The sequence below is a fragment of the Candidatus Enterococcus moelleringii genome (assembly GCF_017377575.1).
GTDB lineage: Bacteria > Bacillota > Bacilli > Lactobacillales > Enterococcaceae > Enterococcus_A > Enterococcus_A moelleringii.
Genome location: NZ_JAFREM010000021.1, coordinates 66,988 through 84,661, shown reverse-complemented (window position 1 = coordinate 84,661; position 17,674 = coordinate 66,988). Strand labels below are relative to the sequence as shown.

The following is a 17,674-nucleotide window of genomic DNA, read 5'->3' as shown; positions in this document are numbered from 1 at the left end:
TCAGAGGATTGGGCGTTTTTATCGCATAAATCGTTGCATGTTTACTTTTTATAAGGAGGTGTGAAAGATTAAACGAATCTACATAATCATTTTATTGGTAACTGGGCTATTTAGTTTTGCTGGAATGGTGTATGCTGAACCTAGAGAAGAGACGGAACAAACGATTGCTCAGCTGCAGGAACGGCTGAGTCAGTTGAACGATGAGATCTCAACTACAGTGGTTCAGCAGGCGGAACAGGAGCAGCAAATCCAGACGCTGAACCAAGAACTCGCTGCCCAAGAAAAGAAAGTGACCAATATGACCGACAAATTAATGCAACTGGAAAAAGAAATCCAAGCTCGTGTTCGTTCGATTCAACTGACGGATGCCAATCAAAAGGCTACCTTCTTTCAGATCGACGGCTGGGCGAAAATGCTGAGTTCGGTTAAAGGGATTGAAGCGATTCGCAAAACCGACGCTGCTCGGGCTAAAGAATATACTGAGTTAGTAGAGTCCATTACCAAGCAGCAGAAAGAATTGGAACAAAAGCAGGCGACTTATGCGGCAGTCCAGCAGGAGCTTCGAGCGACGATTGAAAAGCAGACCGCCAGCAAAGAGCAGCTGGAAAAAGAGTTGAAAGATAATAAAGAGTTGTTGGCTCAGATTCAAGAAGAGGAGCAGCAGCAGGAACAGGCTTTAAAGGCTGAACAGGATGCCTTGTGGCAACAAGTGGTCTTAGGCCAGACGCTTTCCACGGAAGAAGAAGTGACGGAAAAAGCTCAGGATATTATTTTGACCGCGAAGCAGTATCTCGGGGTTCCTTATGTTTGGGGTGGTACATCACCGGCAGGCTTTGATTGCAGCGGGTTGATGCAATGGGTCTTTGCTCAAAATGGGATATCGATTCCAAGAGTAAGTCAGGCTCAACAGGCATCTATTAAAGAAATTCCGATAAGTGAAGTGCAGCCTGGGGATTTAGTTTTCTGGGGCCGACCAGCTCATCATGTGGCTCTATATATTGGCGACGGCTATTTTATTCAAGCACCGCAGCCTGGAGAGACAGTGAAGATTACCCATAGCAGTTGGTATCCGTTTGAAAGTGCCGGGCGGGTGTTGAATTAAAATGTTAGAAAGTCGGGAGTGTTGATTTAGATAGAAGGAACTCAAAAATACCTCATCCATTTCAAATGAGGTATTTTTGGCGTTTTGTTTACATAATATGTGAGTAGTTAACAAACCCTAAAAAATGCAAAAACCGACTGGCGAGTACACCAATCGGCTATGTGGGAATATCAAAAGTTCATTTTGTTCTCTACTAGATAAATGAAAGACTCACAAAACCTTGTTGGTTCGTCTCATTAAATATTAGATAGAATGCGTTGAACAATGTTGTCTGTAGTTATACCACTCTGTTCTAGCAAATCAGCAGGATTATAGCGATCATGGAATCGTTTATCTACACCATAATTAATTACTTTTAGATCTTTGTCGCCAAGGTAACTTGCGACAGTTTGCCCATATCCTCCGTCTAAAATACCATCTTCCAGTGTTACAACCAACTGGTGATTTTCTTCTAGGCTATCAAGTAATTCTTTGTCCAGACCTGAGATGAATTTTGGATTGATTATGGTTGCTTTAACCTGATGGTCTGCTTCTAATTTCTCTGCAACTTGCAGGGCTAATTCATAGAAATTACCAACGCCAAACAGTGCTACTTGAGTGCCATTTTGGGTAATCTCGTTTTTGTAAAGTTGTGAGTAGTCAGTCGTGTCAGCCACACCAGTTTCGTTTAATTCATTAACAGGAACACGAATTGCTACCGGATGATCGGTTTGTTCGATTGACCAATCCAGCATCGCCAAGTACTCTTCCTTATTCGTTGGTGCCAAGTAAACGAGATTAGGAATATGACTCAAGAAAGGAATATCAAAAATTCCCAAATGACTTTCATCATTTATGCCATTTACGGAGGCACTAAAGACTAAAATTGTTCCTGGCAGGCTATTTAAGGCTAAGTCATGAGAGATTTGATCGTAGCTGCGTTGCATAAAGGTGGAAAATACTGCCCAGATTGGTTTCGCACCGTTTTTAGCCAAGCCAGCTGTCATCGTCATTGCGTGTTCTTCGGCAATTCCTACATCCACAAATTGCTTTCCAACAGATTCCCGCTGCTCTTTAGAGAACACTACTATTGGCGTACCAGCGTTTACTACAACAACTTTAGGATCGTTGGCCATCTTTTCAATCAGATAATCAGTAGTTACACTGTCATAAGTTGGGGTAGTGGACTCGGTTGAAAGATACTCACCGGTTTCTAAGCTAAAAGGACCACCAGCGTGGAAATTTTCTCGATCTTCTTCCGCAAACTTGAAACCATAGCCTTTAACTGTATGGATGTGCAGTAATACAGGATGATCCGTATCCTTAACTTCCTTAAATAAAGCGATTAATTCATTGAGATCATTGCCCTCATCCAAATAATGGTACTCAAAACCTAGTGCTTTGAAGAAGTTATCTTCCACAGTTCCTTTGGAAGTTCTCAAATTGCGTAGATTTGTGTATAATCCACCATGATTTTCTGCAATGGACTGATCGTTATCATTAACAATAACGATTGTATTCGTCGCTTGTTCGACAATATTGTTTAATCCCTCGTAAGCTAATCCTCCAGACAACGATCCATCACCAATAATGGCAATAACATTGTAAGATTCTTCTTTTAAATCGCGAGCTTTGGCTACACCGTTAGCTAGTGAAAGGGAAGTAGACGTATGTCCAACTGAAAAAAGATCATGATCACTTTCTTTCGGGTTAGTATATCCGGATACATCGTCATAGTGATTCGAATCAGTAAATGCTTGGGCCCGACCTGTTAACATCTTGTGAATATAAGACTGGTGGGATACATCAAAAATGAACTTATCCGTTGGGGAATCAAATACGTGATGTAAAGCCACGGTCATTTCTACTATACCCAAATTGGGTCCGTTATGACCACCATGTTGACTTAATTTTTCAAGTAAAGCTTGTCTAGCCTCTGTTACAACTGAATGTAGTTCTTCTGTAGACATTTCTTTTAAATCTTTTGGACTTTTTACTTTTTCTAATAACATACTATTCCTCCGTTTGGTGTATTACTGGAAATATCTTATTTCCAGCAGAAACCTTCAAATTATTTGTAGTTCTCTTACTGCTTAGGTACTTCTCTTAATCGTTTTTAAGTAATCCGACTCTTCGTTGGTTCATGTTTAACAGGACAATTATTAGTAAAAATGTCCCCATAAAGGCAATGCCGCATAACGGAATCAGTTGAATTCCTACCGTCGAGATAACTACGCCCCCGACAGCCGTTCCAATGGTTGTCCCAAGATTTCCTGAAGCCAAGTATAAGCCATTGGCAAATTCAGGTGCATCGGGAATATTTTTCGTAGCAATGTATTGCTGCGTATTGTTGCCAATCCCAAACAGCATGCCCCATAACGCGGCAATCGGATAAATTAGCAAGCTGTGATTGCCAAAAATGATCAGTAAAACGTAGATGGAAGCTAGTAAAAAGGGATAAGCAAAAATCAGCTTATTGGCATTGGTAGATAAAACTCGTCCAGCCAAATAATTACCTAACAAACTAGTAAGCCCGAAGGTAAATAACACTGTACTTTGAGTACTACCAACAATTTGCGTAATCGTACCTAAAAATTCTGCTAAATAACTATATACACCATTCAAGCCTGCACCAATTCCCAAGGCACAAAGCAAGGCTAACCAAGTAACCGGACGTTTCAATACGCTAAGCTGCTTCCCATAGGAAAGTTGCTCTTTAGGTGGCAATGCTGGGACTAAAATCAAGGTTAACAGGAAGGTCATTCCGTTTAGAAAGGTAAAGAACAAGAGCGCAATTTCTAAATTCGTGGCGCTGGCAATCAAGCTGGAAATCGGAACCCCGAAGACCATGCCGGCAGACACGCCCATAATGACTTTAGAAACGGCTTTGGGCGCTTCTTTTTTATCGGCTGTTTCACCAGCAATCGTTAATGCTAATGAGCAATAGATTGGGTGAAAAAATGCTGGAATAATTCTTGCCAGCAGGGCGATTTCAAAGCTAGGTGCTAGAATCGTAACGATATTACCCACTACGAAGACACCCGCAGCTGCTAACATCGATTTCTTTCGATCAAATCGCGAGAATAGTAATGGCAGGGTGGGACCTGCAATAGCCACACCTAAAGCAAACAGACTGACTAGCATTCCTGCTTGACTAATAGACACATTATATTTATCTGCAAAGCTGGGCAGGATACCAATGACTCCCATTTCGGTAGTTAGAATACCGAAAACGCCCCAAACTAGTAATGGTAATAAAAACCGATTTCTTTTATCTGACAAGTTATAGCCTCATTTCGTTTATTTGTGGGTTGATTCACTCTCATAAACCAACCCATTGATTGATATCAGAGAAGGCTTCTTTGACTCTTCCTCCGGGGATTGCTATGCCTTCTTTTAAGGTGGCACTTTCACATACCTTTGCTAAGTCCTGAAGACTGTTCGCAAAGCCGTCTCCTTCATGGGTACAAAAAGGCTTGATGATTTTATTGGAAAAATCCATTTTTAACAATAGAGTCTGGACAATCTTAGGGTAGGTTTGCCAAAAGATCGGAAAGCCTAAATAAATGGTTTCAAAAGAATCAATCTCTTTCGGATAGCTTAAAAGCTCTGGCAGCAGCTCCTTTCTTTGTTCTTGTTTAGTGCGCATAAGACATTCCGAATAATCCAGGGGATAGTCCACTAAAGGTCGAATTTCAAATAGCTGCGCTGCAGTAATCTGGTGAATCATTTCTGCTACAACTTTAGTGTTGCCCACTGCCAAATTTTGGAGACTGCCATTCACATAGTTGATCCCGCTTCTCGAAAAGTACAAAATAATCTCAGCCATAAGGGGTGCCCGTTACTCATGGATTTTGTGGCTGTTTAAGTACTTGGCGGTTTCCCCAGTGAAATGATCAATAATTTCACTATGGCCCACATCCAGCGTTGCAATTGTGTCAAGATCTTCTTGGGTCAATTCAAAATCCCAGATGTTCATGTTTTCCTGAATTCGTGCTTGGTGCACCGATTTTGGAATAACCACCACGCCCCGTTGAATGTTCCAGCGCAGCATGACCTGTGCCGTTGTCTTGTTATACTTATTCGCAATTTCCTTTAACAGTTCCTGATTGAAAATATCCTTTTGCCCTTCTGCAAAGGGTCCCCAGGCTTCGATTTGCACATCAAATTCTTTCATCACTTCCATGGCTTCTTTTTGCTGGAAGAAAGGATGACATTCTACTTGATCCACTGCTGGAATAACTTTTGCATTCATACACAAATCAACCAGTCGGTCAGGATAAAAATTGCTGACGCCGATTGCGCGAATTTTTCCTGCTTCGTATAATTCCTCCATTGCGCGCCATGAACCATAGTAATCATTCATTGGCTGATGAATTAAGTACAAATCCAGATAATCCAAATCCAGTTTTCGTAAGGACTCCTCAAAAGCAATTTTCGTTTTTGCATAGCCGGCATCCTGAATCCACAACTTAGTGGTAACAAAGATTTCCTCTCTGGGAATACCGCTTTTTTTGATTGCTCTGCCGACAGCTTCTTCATTTAGATAGGCTGCGGCGGTATCAATCAAACGATAGCCAGCCTCAAGGGCGCTGATTACTACCTTTTCACATTCTTCTTGATCTGGAATCTGGAACACGCCAAAGCCTAGCATTGGCATTTCAACACCATTATTTAGTTGGGTACTCTTCATTTTACATTCCTCATTTATAGGTTTTCAGTGACAAAATTTCAGTTAGTGATTGGAGCGATACGCGATTCTTTTTTCCTTATCACTTCGATAAATTCATTCTAGCAGGGATAGTATTGTAGGAGAATTGCATAAATGTTATCATGGTATAAACATAAAGTTTATGCAGGAGGTTGGTATGTACAATAAGTTACTGGATACCTTTGTTGCGGTGGTGGAAACCGGGAGCTTTGCTAAGGCAGCGGAGAAGCTCTTTATTACCAACACCGCAGTGATGAAGCAGATGAATAATTTAGAAGAGCAGCTGGAATTTGCTGCCTTTAGGAGAACCAGTCAGGGGATTTTTCTGACTGAAGCAGGAGAATTGTTTTATCAAGAGGCTTTAACGTATATGGCTCTTTCAAAGGAAATAATTGAAAAAGCTCGAAAAGTCGCCGCTACCAATCAATATACCATTCGCGTCGGGACTTCTTTTTTGAATCCTTGCAAGGCGATTATGGATTTGTGGTCGAAAATCAGTGACACCTATCCGCAATTCAAAATTGAAATCATCCCCTTTGATGACAACAAACAAAACATATTAACTGTCTTAGATTCTTTAGGAACCACCTTCGACATCATCGCTGGCTCCTGCGATTCAAAGCAGTGGCAGGAACGTTGCCAGTATTATGAACTTGAACCACTTCCTTTTTGCTGTGCCGTTTCAAGAGAGCACCGCTTGGCAAAAAAGAAAAGCCTGACAGTGTCAGACTTAGATGGGGAAACCATTATGATGGTGAAAAAGGGCGACAGTCCGGCGAATGATGCGGTTCGTCAGTTGTTTATTCAGTCTGACTCAGTGATTAGCCTTGAGAATTTGCCTAATTTCTACGATATGAGTACGTTTAATCGCTGTAGTAACACCAGCAATGTGCTGCTTTCCTTTCCACAATGGAAAGATATCCATCCTAACTTGGTCACGATCCCCCTTGAGATCGATCCGAGAAGCAGCTTTGGGATTTTGTATCCGAAAAATCCTTCCCAAGATGTTGTAGAATTTTTGAAGTGCCTAAATATTTAAAAAATTAGTCACAAGCGATAGATTACATGGAAGATTTTCTGACCCTTAGTCATAACTTCTAACAGAAAATGAAAAAACCGACTGGCGTTTATACCAGTCGGTTACATAGAATATTATAATAACTTCTTTCCTAAGTCATAGGCCTTCTCGCGGTCAATTGGAAACTGTTTCTGTCTATAGGATTCTTTTTCTTCTGCTGTATATGTCTCACAGACATATTTTGAATAATCATTGAACTGATAGGTATTGTGAGCAAAAAGAGTTTCCGGTTTAGAAAAATACCCTTCTAAAAACATTTCAAATAATTTCATATGTTCGCGATAGCCATCTGCCAGCATTTCTTCTTCTGTTACATTCATGGTATAGATGCAGGCAGTTTTCATTTTGTTCTCTACCAGTGTTGGATAGCCTATCTTATAGGTCATATACGGAAAAAAGAATCTTTCATAAAATGAATGGAGCTGTCCTGTGATTGTTCTGTAGTAAATTGGTGAACCGAAGATGATTCCATCTGCTGTTGCAAGCTTTTCAAGAACCGGATAGAGATCATCTCTGATTGCACATTTTCCGTAACTTTTTCCATCTTTAATTTTACAAGCAAAGCAGCTTTTACAACCAGTATACTTCAAATCATACAGGTTGATGCGTTCTGTCTGGACTTCTCCTGGAGCAAAAGCTTCTTTTACGCCGTTAAGTGCTTCATCTAACAATATGGCTGTATTTCTATTTCTTCTTGGACTTCCATTAATTGCATAGACTTTCATGTTGCAACCTCCAATAACTAAATTTTAATTTTTATACTGTGAAGAGGGGGCTGATCAATTATAACAGCAACTTTCATTCGTTTTCGCAGGGCCTCTATATTCAGGTTTTCACTTCTTTTTAGATTCAAACTGTTCGTAATGAATGTTTTCTAAATGCAATTTACTTTCACTACGAGGCGCTTTATGCTCTTTCTTTTGTCCCAATGCCACACAGTTAAGAACGGTATAATTATTTGGAACTCCAAGGATATCCCGAATCTCCTCATCTGCACTTTTTCGTTTTCCCATGCGATCTCGAATATGAATCCAACAAGCACCAATACCGCGTTCTTCTGCTGCTAGAAGAAGGTATGCAGAAGCAATTGCACCATCCTCAATCCATAATTCCAAGTTCTTTTTATTAACAAGCACGACAATTGCCACGTCAGCAGACGATAACGGTCCTGCGCCCATTGCCTTACATGCTGCAATATCCCTAATTTTCTTTTTATCCTTTATCACTACAAATTCAACTGGATGACCACCCCAAGACGAAGGGGCTAACAACGCTGTTTTGACAATTTCTTCAACATCTTTCTCATCTACTGTTTCTCCTGTAAATTTGCGAATAGACCTTCTATTTGCTGCAAGTTCAAAAAAATTACTGTTCATCGTTTACCTCCATATTCTGTTTGTAAATAATCTTTCAAGAGTCATGTTCCGGATACCGTTAAATACTCTGTAGGTGCTCCTCGTTTACACTGTGTTCAAGGTGTGGCAGTTCTCATATCTAATTACCTCTGTAAATTTGATCCATACTCTCACTTCTGACTATATATTATGCTGCACTTGTTCATAACGCAAACTACAATATTGACATAAGGTGATAACTAAACGGTTATATAATTTGACGGTGCTATGCCATAAGCTTGATCTCATTAATGAAAAAAGATAAGCGAATGCATTTTTGCACATTGCTTATCTTTTGTAGTGATGATCTATTTTCAAGGATGAAGCTGATAGCAATAAGAAAATACTTGTCTTTATTAACTACTGCAAATGGTTTATGACCCAATTACTGCCAATCCGTTTCTGTAAAGTAGTCTATGAAGTATATTTAATTACTAATACATTTTAGTCAGCACCACACCAGTAATCATCAGAAGCGATCCTAAAATTTGAACAAGCAAGATTCGATTTCTTTTCGCACCGATAAGCCCAAAATGATCAATGACCAAACTAATTAACATTTGCCCTAACAGGGTTAACAAAATGACGGTACTGTTTCCTAAAATTGGAACTAAGCTGACAAGACCTAACAAGTAGGAACCTCCCAAAAAGCCACCTAGCCAAATCCATTTAGGTTTCCCTTTCCCTAATGCCAGCTTAATTTTTCCGTAGCCACGTTCTTTAAAGCCAACTAGTAGCAACAAAAGAATTGAACCAACTGTAAAAGAAACTAATGAAGCATGAACGGAGGACGCAAGATTTCTTCCAAGCTCTGCATTGATTGCTGATTGTGAAGACATTAGCATCCCTACAACTACACCATAGATTTGCCACAATAGTTGTGCATGTTTGTCAGTATTAAGTTTATTTTTTTTGAGGTTAGGCAAGATGATAACAAATACAACACCGATAATCATTAGTAATACGCCTGCAATTTTACCCAGCGTTACAGAAATTTGAGGGGAATGAAACCAACCAAATTGATCAATCAGCAAACCCATAAATATTTGACCAATTAAAGGTAAAATGACCGTTTGAACACTGCCTAATTTCTGGAAAAGAAAAATGATAGAGGTTAAGCCAATCACTCCGCAAACGCCACCAAGCCAGATCCATTTTGGATGTGAAAGAAAAAAGTCCACTGAAATCAATGGGTTAATACCAGAAACCAACGTAAGAACGAGTAAAAATAGCTCAGCGACAAGGAAGGAAATCATTGAAGACAGTAATGGCGATTGGACGAAAGATCGTAATTTCGAATTAATTGCCGTTTGGATAGGTAGTAAGGTCCCGAATAAGACCCCAAGTAATAAGTAAATCATCTTTTTCACTCCTTATGTGTTTTTGAATCATACATGATTTTTACTCATGATATCCAATTGGTTACATCTCTCAATGATAAATAGCTCCAATTTCAGTGGTCCATTTCAACTATCATTGAGAATACTAGCTATTCTAAGTTAGGTCTTCGATTTGCTCAAATGAAAATATAGCGAGGAGGTCATAACTTTGTGGTTATGCTTCCTTGGTTTTTATTCGTGGTTTTAGTTAGGAAATTCGTTATCAAGTATGGCGTTTTTGTGGCTTAAATCATTGATCTACCAACGTTTCAAGCCGAGAATCGTTTTTAGCAATGAAAAATGAATAGCATGGAAATTTCAGGATGACACTAAGTTAAATCCAGAAAACATAGAAGAAAAACTTGAGATGATTCCTTATTATGAATCAGAAGGGATTGCTTTGACATCATACAGTCCGCTAGCAGCTAGTCATTTAGCTAAAAGTGAGACTGTGACTTCTAAGCATTTGGAAACGGATAAGATTGCTCGTCAAAAGTACGCAGAGATGGAAAGCAAGGATTTACTCATTATTGAGAGAATTGGTGAATTAGCAGAATGATATCAAGTTAGTCGGGCAGAAATATCTTTAGCGTGGCTCTATTATGCACGAGGTTTTTTCTAAATAAAAATCACCCATCACCAAAATGGTGTGGGCGAACGTTTGAATAGCCTTCATGTAGTTTAAGAGGATTGATTACTTTTTTTAATAATACGAACAAACTCTTTAGCAACAGGTGTTAATTCAGCAAAAGAATTCGTGATAATGCCGTATTCCATTTTTACTTGCGGATAAACAGCAGCTCTGTAAAGCTGATTAGGAATACTATCAAGAACAAATTGAGAGATGATGCCAATGCCCACACCACTTTGAGCCATGCTAAGAACAGTTTCGCCACGAGCGACTTGAAACCACTTTTCAAAAGGTATTTCATATTCTTTCCCCAAGGTGTCGATTGCCGTTTCTGCTCCAGCTTGTCCAAAAACAAATTTCCTATCATCAGAGATAATATTGACTAAGCCATCGATCTCACGATTGCTAATGGCCACCATTTCATCTTCAACTAAAACTTCGTATTCCATTTTGTTAAAAGGGGAAATACTTATCGCAAAATCGACAGCATGGTCCATTACCATTTTATTTACTTCTCTAGCCGTTCCTTCATATAGTTCGATTTTAACGAAAGGGTATTTCTCTTGGAACATTGCGATGGCTTTTGAAAGGATTACCGTAGTGGTAATGAAAATAGAACCAATTCTGACGCGTCCACCTAAAAAATTATTTTCTTTAAAAGCTGCCTGATAGATTTTATTATCAATGTCTAGCATTTGGCGAGCGAGTACCAAAATTTTTGCGCCGACATCAGTGAGAATCAGTCCATTTCTTTTGTCTCTTTGGAAAAGTTTGACACTTAGTTCGACTTCAATATTTTTGATTGCTTTACTAATCGCGGGTTGGGTAACGTATAAGTTCCTTGCTGCTTCAGTAAAACTACCTCGTTCAGCTACTTCGATAAAAATTTCGAGAGAATGCAAGTTCATAACCATATAGTGATAACCTCAGTTCTAAATATTTGTTTGAGTTATTACGTATCATAGCATACAATAACTTCTATTAACAGATAAAGAAAAGAGGTCATGGAATGAGAAAGAAAGTTGTAACAATTGTAGGTGCAGGACCAGGAATAGGTAACCATGTAGCAGAGAAGTTTGGAAATGGAAATTTTCGTGTGGTTTTAATCTCTAGAGACCAGCAAAAGTTAGAAAAATATGCAGAGGAGCTTGAAGCTAAAAATATTGAAACTTTGACTGTTGCAGCGGACGCTGCGGATAGTGATTCATTGACGGCTGCTTTCAAAAAGATTAAAGACCAAGTCGGTGTTATCGATGTCTTAGTTTATAACGCCGCAAAACTTGTTCCAAAAAAACCATCTGAATTATCCAGTCAAGAATTGATGGATTTTTATCAAGTGGATGTAGCGAGCGCCCTTCATTGTGTCCAGCAAGTTCTTCCAGAACAGATTGATCAAAAGGAAGGGACTATCATTTTTACTGGCGGTGGCTTCGCCATGTATCCATCAGCAGAATTTTCAACGGTTTCAATTGATAAAGCGGCTTTAAGAAACTTAGCTCTCGTTTTAGCTGAAGAATTAAAAGAAAAAGGTGTTTTCGTCGGTATCGTGAATATCATGGGGACCGTTGCACCAGAAACTCATTTTGCACCAGACTTAATCGCGGAGAAATATTTGGAAATGTATAAGGATCGAAAGGACTCAGAAGTGTTCTATAAATAGTTTAAGAAGATTTGATCAGCCTCATTCAGCAGTCATAATCGTGTCCACTTTGATGACTCGTCTAAAGAATCTAATGGGAGACGACAACTCTTGAACTTAGCGAAGTTGGTATGATAATGAATTAGTTGGTAATAATAGATTTACCTATCCGTGATTCAATTATTTCCAACACGAGCATAGGATAACCAATAAAACCTCTAGTTGATTCTTTGTCTAAGGAATTGGCTAGGGGTTTTAAACTACCTGAATATTTGACACTTTTGTTTAAATATCTGTGCGATTTTTGTATTGGCTGAGGGTTTGATTTTTTGGGGATGTCATCGGGGAGGTGATTATGTATTTAGTTGTTTTTAAACACCATAATAAAATTATGGTAAACCAAATTAATTAGGAGATATTTTCTGTGTTCAGTACGAGATTTTTTCATGAAAGAAATTCGTAATGCAAATAGTTAATAACGCTTTTAATAACGTTATTTCCGATTGGCTGATATGCTATAATTAAGGTGATAAATGTAGAATATTTTCTTGATTTGGGCCTATATTTAGTAGGTAATCTTCGTAATCAGCAGTCAGGAGGAAGCCCATGTTTCACGTCGTACTGATACTTTTACCGCTTCTTTTTCTAGTTATCGCAGGCTCTTTGTTGCTTTTTGGTGTCACGTCAATCGCAATAAGTGTTTTCGGCGGAACGACTGCGGCCTTGTTGATAAAAAATAAAACCGCCAAGTATTTGCTGCTGTGTGGATTTGTCATTTTATTGCTGGTGGGTTCTTTAACTTTACTGCCGTTTGTCGCAGTATATGCGGGTGTTTCTGCAGGTCTGATGCCAATTATTGGTACGTGCATGCTGGGATTCATTGCCGCGGTAGCAATCGGAGGGATTAAGTTTTCCAGCTCTATCCAAAATAAAACCGGCAGAACACTGCTGATTGTACTGTTCAGCATTGTTTGTGTGCTTGCCGGCGTATTGCTTTTCTTGATTTTATCTTGAGGCAAGGGTTCATTAAGTGGAAAGCTTCAGTAGTTGGATGAGGGTTCATCAAGCTAAATAATTGAGAAGCAGAAATGGCAACGAGAAGACGATCACTTGCAGGTAAAAATTTTTAGGTAAGCTTGATTCGTATTGGGCATTCGCCCGCATACGGTCTCCTGAGACGAGATTGCCGGATAGCGCCATACCGAATAACAAAATGCCATAGCCTGAGTAATTTAGAGCGGTCGTAAAGCCAAAAATGTAGAGCAAGGATGCCACAGCAAAGCCAGCCAACAAAGGAAAAAGATATCTTTTCATTGCAGGTCACCCCAATCTTATCTCTCTCTTAATTATACCATGGAGGCGTTTTCTAGAGATATATAATAGAAAGAAAAATCGCCGGATGGAGGAAATTGCTGCCGGATTTTTTGCGTACCATTGAAGGACAAGTAGTGGAACTACATGGACAATCACCTGGACAGTTGAAAGTATGGCAAAGTGCATAAGTTTAGGGGGTGGGACTTATGGAAATAATCAAAACCGAACATTTGAAAAAGTATTATGGTGAAGCGCCCAATCAGGTTAAAGCGGTGGATGATGTCAGTTTTTCTGTGGAGAAAGGTGAATTTGTGGCGATCATTGGCAGCTCTGGCAGCGGGAAATCTACCTTGCTTAATTTGATTGGCGGCTTGGATTCTCCGACCTCGGGCAGTGTATCTATCGACGGTGTGACTCTTGGTGCTATGACGGAAGAAGAGCTGACGTTGTTTCGCAGAAAGAAGATCGGCTTTATTTTTCAAAATTACAATTTGATTCCGATTTTGAGCGTGTACGAAAATATTGTTTTGCCGGTAGAGATGGATATGGAAGAGGTGGATCAGGATTTTTTGGCTGAGATATTAGCGATGCTTTCCTTGCAGGATAAGACCTTCAGCCTGCCCAACACACTTTCCGGCGGTCAGCAGCAGCGAGTGGCGATTGCCCGGGCGTTGATCACCAAACCAGCACTTATTTTGGCCGATGAACCCACCGGCAATTTAGATAGTAAAACCAGCGAAGAGGTTTTGCGGCTTTTACGAACCGTCAGTCAGCGCTTCAACCAGACACTGATTATGATTACCCACAACCCCTTGGTTTCCCAGTTAGCAGATCGGGTTATTCAGATTGAAGATGGGAAGATCGTGCCATGAAAAAGAGAGCTTATCATAAAATAAATTCAAAACGCATTCGGAAATTGTCGAAGCAGATTTTTTCCGCCCATAAATCCCGCAATCGTATTGTCATCATTGCCGTAGTGTTAGCGACCTTTATGCTGACGGCGGTTTTTAGTATTGGCTTTAGTTATGTGGAAACTTCGCAGCTGCAGCAAATTCGTACCATGGGGACCACGGCACATGTGGCGATCAATAATCCGAGTGACGAGCAGACGGAAGAATTGGAAACAGTTAGTCTGGTGGAGAATGTCGGCAGGTCGCAACATTTGGGTCAGGTGGACGATTTGGAAGATGACGATCTGAAGTTAGGCTTGAATTGGATCGACGAAAAGGAGTGGAAGCTTCATCGGCTGCCGACTGTTTCTGATGTGGTGGGAACTTACCCGGCTGCAAAGAATGAAGTCATGATGCCTACGTGGATTTTAGAACGCTTAGGAATTTCTGATCCGCAGGTAGGAATGGTTATTTCCTTGTCCTATCATTTAGATGGCGGCACTGATGTGGAGACGAGGGAGTTTGTTTTAGCGGGTTATTACACGGATTACTCGCAGGTGAGGACCAACGATAAGGGGAGCGTGTATGTTTCGGAAGTTTTTAAAGAGGAAGCAGATTTAGCGACGGGAAACGTGGCGATGGTTTCCTTTGAGGATGGGGAGAATATCCAAAGTAGATGCGAGCAGCTGAAAGAGACGATTGGATTCAGTCCGGAGCAGAGCTTTGAAATTGTACCGGTTACACAGGTGAATAATCAAACGCTGATTGCGGCTGTCGTGTGTGTGATCTTATTTATCTTCATCAGCAGCTACCTGTTAATCTACAATATTCTATACATCAATGTGGTGAGAGATATTCGTTTTTACGGTCAGCTGCGCTTGATCGGCTTTACTAAGCGGGAAGTACGGAAAATTGTTCACCAGCAGATTTTGTTTATTACCATGATTGGCATTCCCATCGGCTTGGTGTTGGGCGCGGTCGTGTCCTTGGGGATTGTTCCTTATAGCTTGACGATGCTTTATCCTGGCAATAGTGATGCGGGGATGCAGGTTTCTTTTTCCCCGTTGATTTTTATCAGTGCTGCCGTGTTTGCGTTTGTTACGGCCAGAATGGGGTGTATCAAACCGGCGCGAATGGCGGCGCAAGTGTCGCCGGTTTCGGCAATGGCCTACAATGAAATGACTACCAAAAACCTGCACAAGCGTAAAAACAAACGATTCAGCTCCAAGAGCATGGCATTCCAGAATATTTTTCGTTCTAAGAAAAGTGCGCTGCTGGTGTTTTCTTCCTTATTTTTAGGACTGGCCTTGTACTGGATCGCCACCGCCTTATTGTCCAGTATCAGTCCGGAAAATTTCATCCAGCAATGGGGCGAAGATGATTTTGCGATTACCTATAGTATTCATGATGAGGGAAAACCAATCACGTCAAATATGTTAGCGGAGATTCAAGCAATTCCGGGCATCCAAGACCTAAAAACAACAGATGTAGCTGAAGAAGTGACCTTCCCGGTTCAATATGAGGAGCAGGTGTTTGGCGCGTATGTAGATTCTTTAGATGGAAAAGCCGGAGCGGATTTCTCGACACCTGAGAAACGCAAAGCCTATATCGAGAATTTTTATAGCGGCGTTTATGGCATTGATGATCGTTACATCGAGGAATTAAATCAAAAGCTGGAGGAGCCGATTGATGTGGCGGCTTTTAAAAAGGGCGATTTGGTATTGCTGCAGGAGCTGACAGATGAAGATGGTGAAAATATAGTACGGTCTGGTGAGATGATTACGATAGAGAGTGAAGGTGAGTCACAAGAGTTTAAGATTGCGGACAACTTTTTACCTGCCGATTTCCAGAGTGGTCGGGGAAATGAACGGGGGACTGCGCCGGATTTGTATATCAGCAAATCTGCATTGGCTAATCTTGCGCCGCAAACAAAGATTTTCCGGATATCCTTCGATACGGATGGACGACAGGATGAAGACGTGTTGCAGCAGCTGAAAGAGATCACGGCTTCGGATGCTAATATCCAAATTCTGTCGCGGGTGGAAAAGGAAGCCGAGATGGCTGGGTATCTATTGACAACTAAAGTATTAACAGTGGGGTTATCGCTGACCTTTCTGTTAACTGGCATCCTTAATTTTGTCACGACGATGGTAACTAGTGTGAACAGCCGGAAGCAAGAGTTTGCCATTTTAGAAAGCATCGGCATGACCCATCAGCAGCAACGAGAAATTTTATTGTTTGAAGGGTTCTATTATTGGGGAATTTCTTTTGGATTATTGCTGACGCTTGGTACGGTGATTTATATTCCGCTGTATCTTTTGTTTAAACGGATCGTTCCTTATGCGGCTTTTAACTTACCTCTGTCTTCCTTGGCCTTGGTTTTAGTGGTGATTTTGCTGGTGTGCTTACTGACGCCATGGATTACGTATCGGATTAGTTTGAAGGAGAAGCTGATTGATCGGATGAATCAGTAGCTGACAAAAAGCCCTGTGAAGTGGATATTTCGCCATTTCACAGGGTTTTTGATGTGTCCCAGGTATTGGTAATCTAGTTGGTGAAAGTTCAACCGTGGGTAGTTACCGCTAATTATACCATGTTGGTTCAGCAATGAACTTATAAATAATCAAACAAAAGTCTTTCGGTTTTGATTTTTTTAGTATTACAATATTACTCTTGGAATATTTAAGGAAATCAAATATACTGGAATAAGTAAGCAGATAGGAGGGAAATAAAATGTCCGGCAGAATAGATATTGCTGAGCAACTGGTATCGACAACTGTAAAATTGTCTACTGATGCAGGTGTAGGAACCGGTTTTTTTTACAAAATGGATGAAAGTTCTAAGGGTGATTTTAAACCGGTCATCGTTACTAATAGACACGTTTTTGAAGACGCTAACAATGTAGTAATCATGTTAACTCTAGTTGATAAGAATTCAAATGATATCGTAAAAAGATATAATATTTTTAATTTGAAAGGTAGCGTTATTTATCATCCTGATCCTGAAATTGACCTTGCAGTATTGCCTTGTCCTGGAATATTCCAGTCCCTGATGAGCCAAGGGTACTCTTTTAAGTCAGTTTTCTTAGAAAAAAAATTGATTCCAACTAGTGAACAAGCTAAAGATATATCGGCTATAGAGGATGTATACATTATAGGATATCCAAATGGTTATATGGATGAAGTAAATAATAGACCGCTTGTCAGAAAAGGAATAACTGCTTCGGATTACAAATTAGATTATAATGGAGAACCAAAATTTTTAGTAGACTCTGCAATTTATGGTGGTTCAAGTGGTTCACCCGTTATAATTTACAATAGGGATGGGTTCTTAGATAAAGATGGTAATTACAATCTTGGACAACCGAGAGTTCATTTTTTAGGAATTAATAGTGCTGTTATGATACAAAATCTTGAAGGAGAAATTTCTGAGGAAGATGTTCCTACGGCAGTAGGTTTGACTAGTAGATTACCTATAGGCCTTGGAGTAATAATAAAATCAAATCAGCTGGAAGCTTTTGAAGAGTTTTTGCCTGAATAGAATGGTAGGAAAAAATA

17 protein-coding genes are annotated in these 17,674 nt (G+C 40.1%); 8 read left to right on the top strand and 9 right to left on the bottom strand.

Annotated features, from left to right (window positions below):
- Positions 1–94 precede the first annotated feature (94 nt).
- Entirely contained in the window at positions 95–1,102 is a 1,008-nt protein-coding gene (locus tag JZO70_RS14195; RefSeq protein WP_242703950.1) for a C40 family peptidase, read from the top strand.
- A 236-nt stretch (positions 1,103–1,338) separates the two neighbouring features.
- On the opposite strand, the gene JZO70_RS14190 is transcribed toward JZO70_RS14195, so the two are convergent.
- The 4 genes from JZO70_RS14190 to JZO70_RS14175 form a co-directional block, all read right to left on the bottom strand.
- Complete coding sequence (locus JZO70_RS14190; RefSeq protein WP_207674250.1) at positions 1,339–3,093, bottom strand: 1-deoxy-D-xylulose-5-phosphate synthase; 1,755 nt, start codon at positions 3,091–3,093, stop codon at positions 1,339–1,341.
- 94 nt (positions 3,094–3,187) lie between these two features.
- On the bottom strand, positions 3,188–4,363 hold the full coding sequence (locus JZO70_RS14185) for an MFS transporter (protein WP_207674249.1): 1,176 nt from the start codon (positions 4,361–4,363) through the stop codon (positions 3,188–3,190).
- A gap of 40 nt (positions 4,364–4,403) precedes the next feature.
- Positions 4,404–4,910 carry a flavodoxin gene (locus tag JZO70_RS14180; RefSeq protein ID WP_207674248.1) on the bottom strand — a complete coding sequence of 169 codons (507 nt, stop codon included), beginning with the start codon at positions 4,908–4,910 and terminating at the stop codon, positions 4,404–4,406.
- A 12-nt stretch (positions 4,911–4,922) separates the two neighbouring features.
- On the bottom strand, positions 4,923–5,774 hold the full coding sequence (locus JZO70_RS14175; protein ID WP_207674247.1) for an aldo/keto reductase: 852 nt from the start codon (positions 5,772–5,774) through the stop codon (positions 4,923–4,925).
- 175 nt (positions 5,775–5,949) lie between these two features.
- On the opposite strand from JZO70_RS14175, the gene JZO70_RS14170 reads away from it, so the two are divergent.
- A complete protein-coding gene (locus JZO70_RS14170) occupies positions 5,950–6,831 on the top strand; it encodes a LysR family transcriptional regulator (protein WP_207674246.1) in 882 nt (293 codons plus the stop codon).
- A gap of 113 nt (positions 6,832–6,944) precedes the next feature.
- On the opposite strand, the gene JZO70_RS14165 is transcribed toward JZO70_RS14170, so the two are convergent.
- From JZO70_RS14165 to JZO70_RS14155, 3 genes are all read right to left on the bottom strand, one after another.
- Entirely contained in the window at positions 6,945–7,595 is a 651-nt protein-coding gene (locus JZO70_RS14165) for a flavodoxin family protein (protein WP_207674245.1), read from the bottom strand.
- A gap of 108 nt (positions 7,596–7,703) precedes the next feature.
- Positions 7,704–8,246: a nitroreductase family protein gene (locus tag JZO70_RS14160; protein WP_207674244.1), complete on the bottom strand. Its 543-nt coding sequence runs from the start codon at positions 8,244–8,246 to the stop codon at positions 7,704–7,706.
- Positions 8,247–8,698: 452 nt separating this feature from the next.
- Positions 8,699–9,625: a DMT family transporter gene (locus JZO70_RS14155; RefSeq protein ID WP_207674243.1), complete on the bottom strand. Its 927-nt coding sequence runs from the start codon at positions 9,623–9,625 to the stop codon at positions 8,699–8,701.
- A gap of 418 nt (positions 9,626–10,043) precedes the next feature.
- Between JZO70_RS14155 and JZO70_RS14150 the strand changes: the two genes are divergently transcribed.
- A complete protein-coding gene (locus tag JZO70_RS14150) occupies positions 10,044–10,202 on the top strand; it encodes a hypothetical protein (RefSeq protein WP_207674242.1) in 159 nt (52 codons plus the stop codon).
- A 122-nt stretch (positions 10,203–10,324) separates the two neighbouring features.
- On the opposite strand, the gene JZO70_RS14145 is transcribed toward JZO70_RS14150, so the two are convergent.
- Positions 10,325–11,188, bottom strand: a complete 864-nt coding sequence (locus JZO70_RS14145) for a LysR family transcriptional regulator (RefSeq protein ID WP_207674241.1) — start codon at positions 11,186–11,188, stop codon at positions 10,325–10,327.
- A gap of 95 nt (positions 11,189–11,283) precedes the next feature.
- On the opposite strand from JZO70_RS14145, the gene JZO70_RS14140 reads away from it, so the two are divergent.
- Positions 11,284–11,934: an SDR family NAD(P)-dependent oxidoreductase gene (locus JZO70_RS14140; RefSeq protein ID WP_207674240.1), complete on the top strand. Its 651-nt coding sequence runs from the start codon at positions 11,284–11,286 to the stop codon at positions 11,932–11,934.
- Positions 11,935–12,519: 585 nt separating this feature from the next.
- On the top strand, positions 12,520–12,927 hold the full coding sequence (locus tag JZO70_RS14135; RefSeq protein ID WP_207674239.1) for a hypothetical protein: 408 nt from the start codon (positions 12,520–12,522) through the stop codon (positions 12,925–12,927).
- Positions 12,928–12,975: 48 nt separating this feature from the next.
- Here the strand turns inward: JZO70_RS14135 and JZO70_RS14130 are convergent, their stop codons facing one another.
- Positions 12,976–13,227, bottom strand: coding sequence for a hypothetical protein (locus JZO70_RS14130; RefSeq protein ID WP_207674238.1), 252 nt, complete (start codon positions 13,225–13,227; stop codon positions 12,976–12,978).
- A gap of 206 nt (positions 13,228–13,433) precedes the next feature.
- Here JZO70_RS14130 and JZO70_RS14125 point away from each other — a divergent pair, with 206 nt between their 5' ends.
- The 3 genes from JZO70_RS14125 to JZO70_RS14115 all read left to right on the top strand — a co-directional run bounded on the left by JZO70_RS14125 (position 13,434) and on the right by JZO70_RS14115 (position 17,657).
- Positions 13,434–14,099, top strand: coding sequence for an ABC transporter ATP-binding protein (locus JZO70_RS14125; RefSeq protein ID WP_207674237.1), 666 nt, complete (start codon positions 13,434–13,436; stop codon positions 14,097–14,099).
- Positions 14,096–16,591, top strand: a complete 2,496-nt coding sequence (locus JZO70_RS14120; protein ID WP_207674236.1) for an ABC transporter permease — start codon at positions 14,096–14,098, stop codon at positions 16,589–16,591. The genes JZO70_RS14125 and JZO70_RS14120 overlap by 4 nt, the downstream gene beginning before the upstream one ends.
- 259 nt (positions 16,592–16,850) lie before the next feature.
- Positions 16,851–17,657 (top strand): S1 family peptidase, encoded by an 807-nt coding sequence (locus JZO70_RS14115; RefSeq protein ID WP_242703949.1) that lies wholly within the window; start codon positions 16,851–16,853, stop codon positions 17,655–17,657.
- Positions 17,658–17,674: the final 17 nt, after the last annotated feature.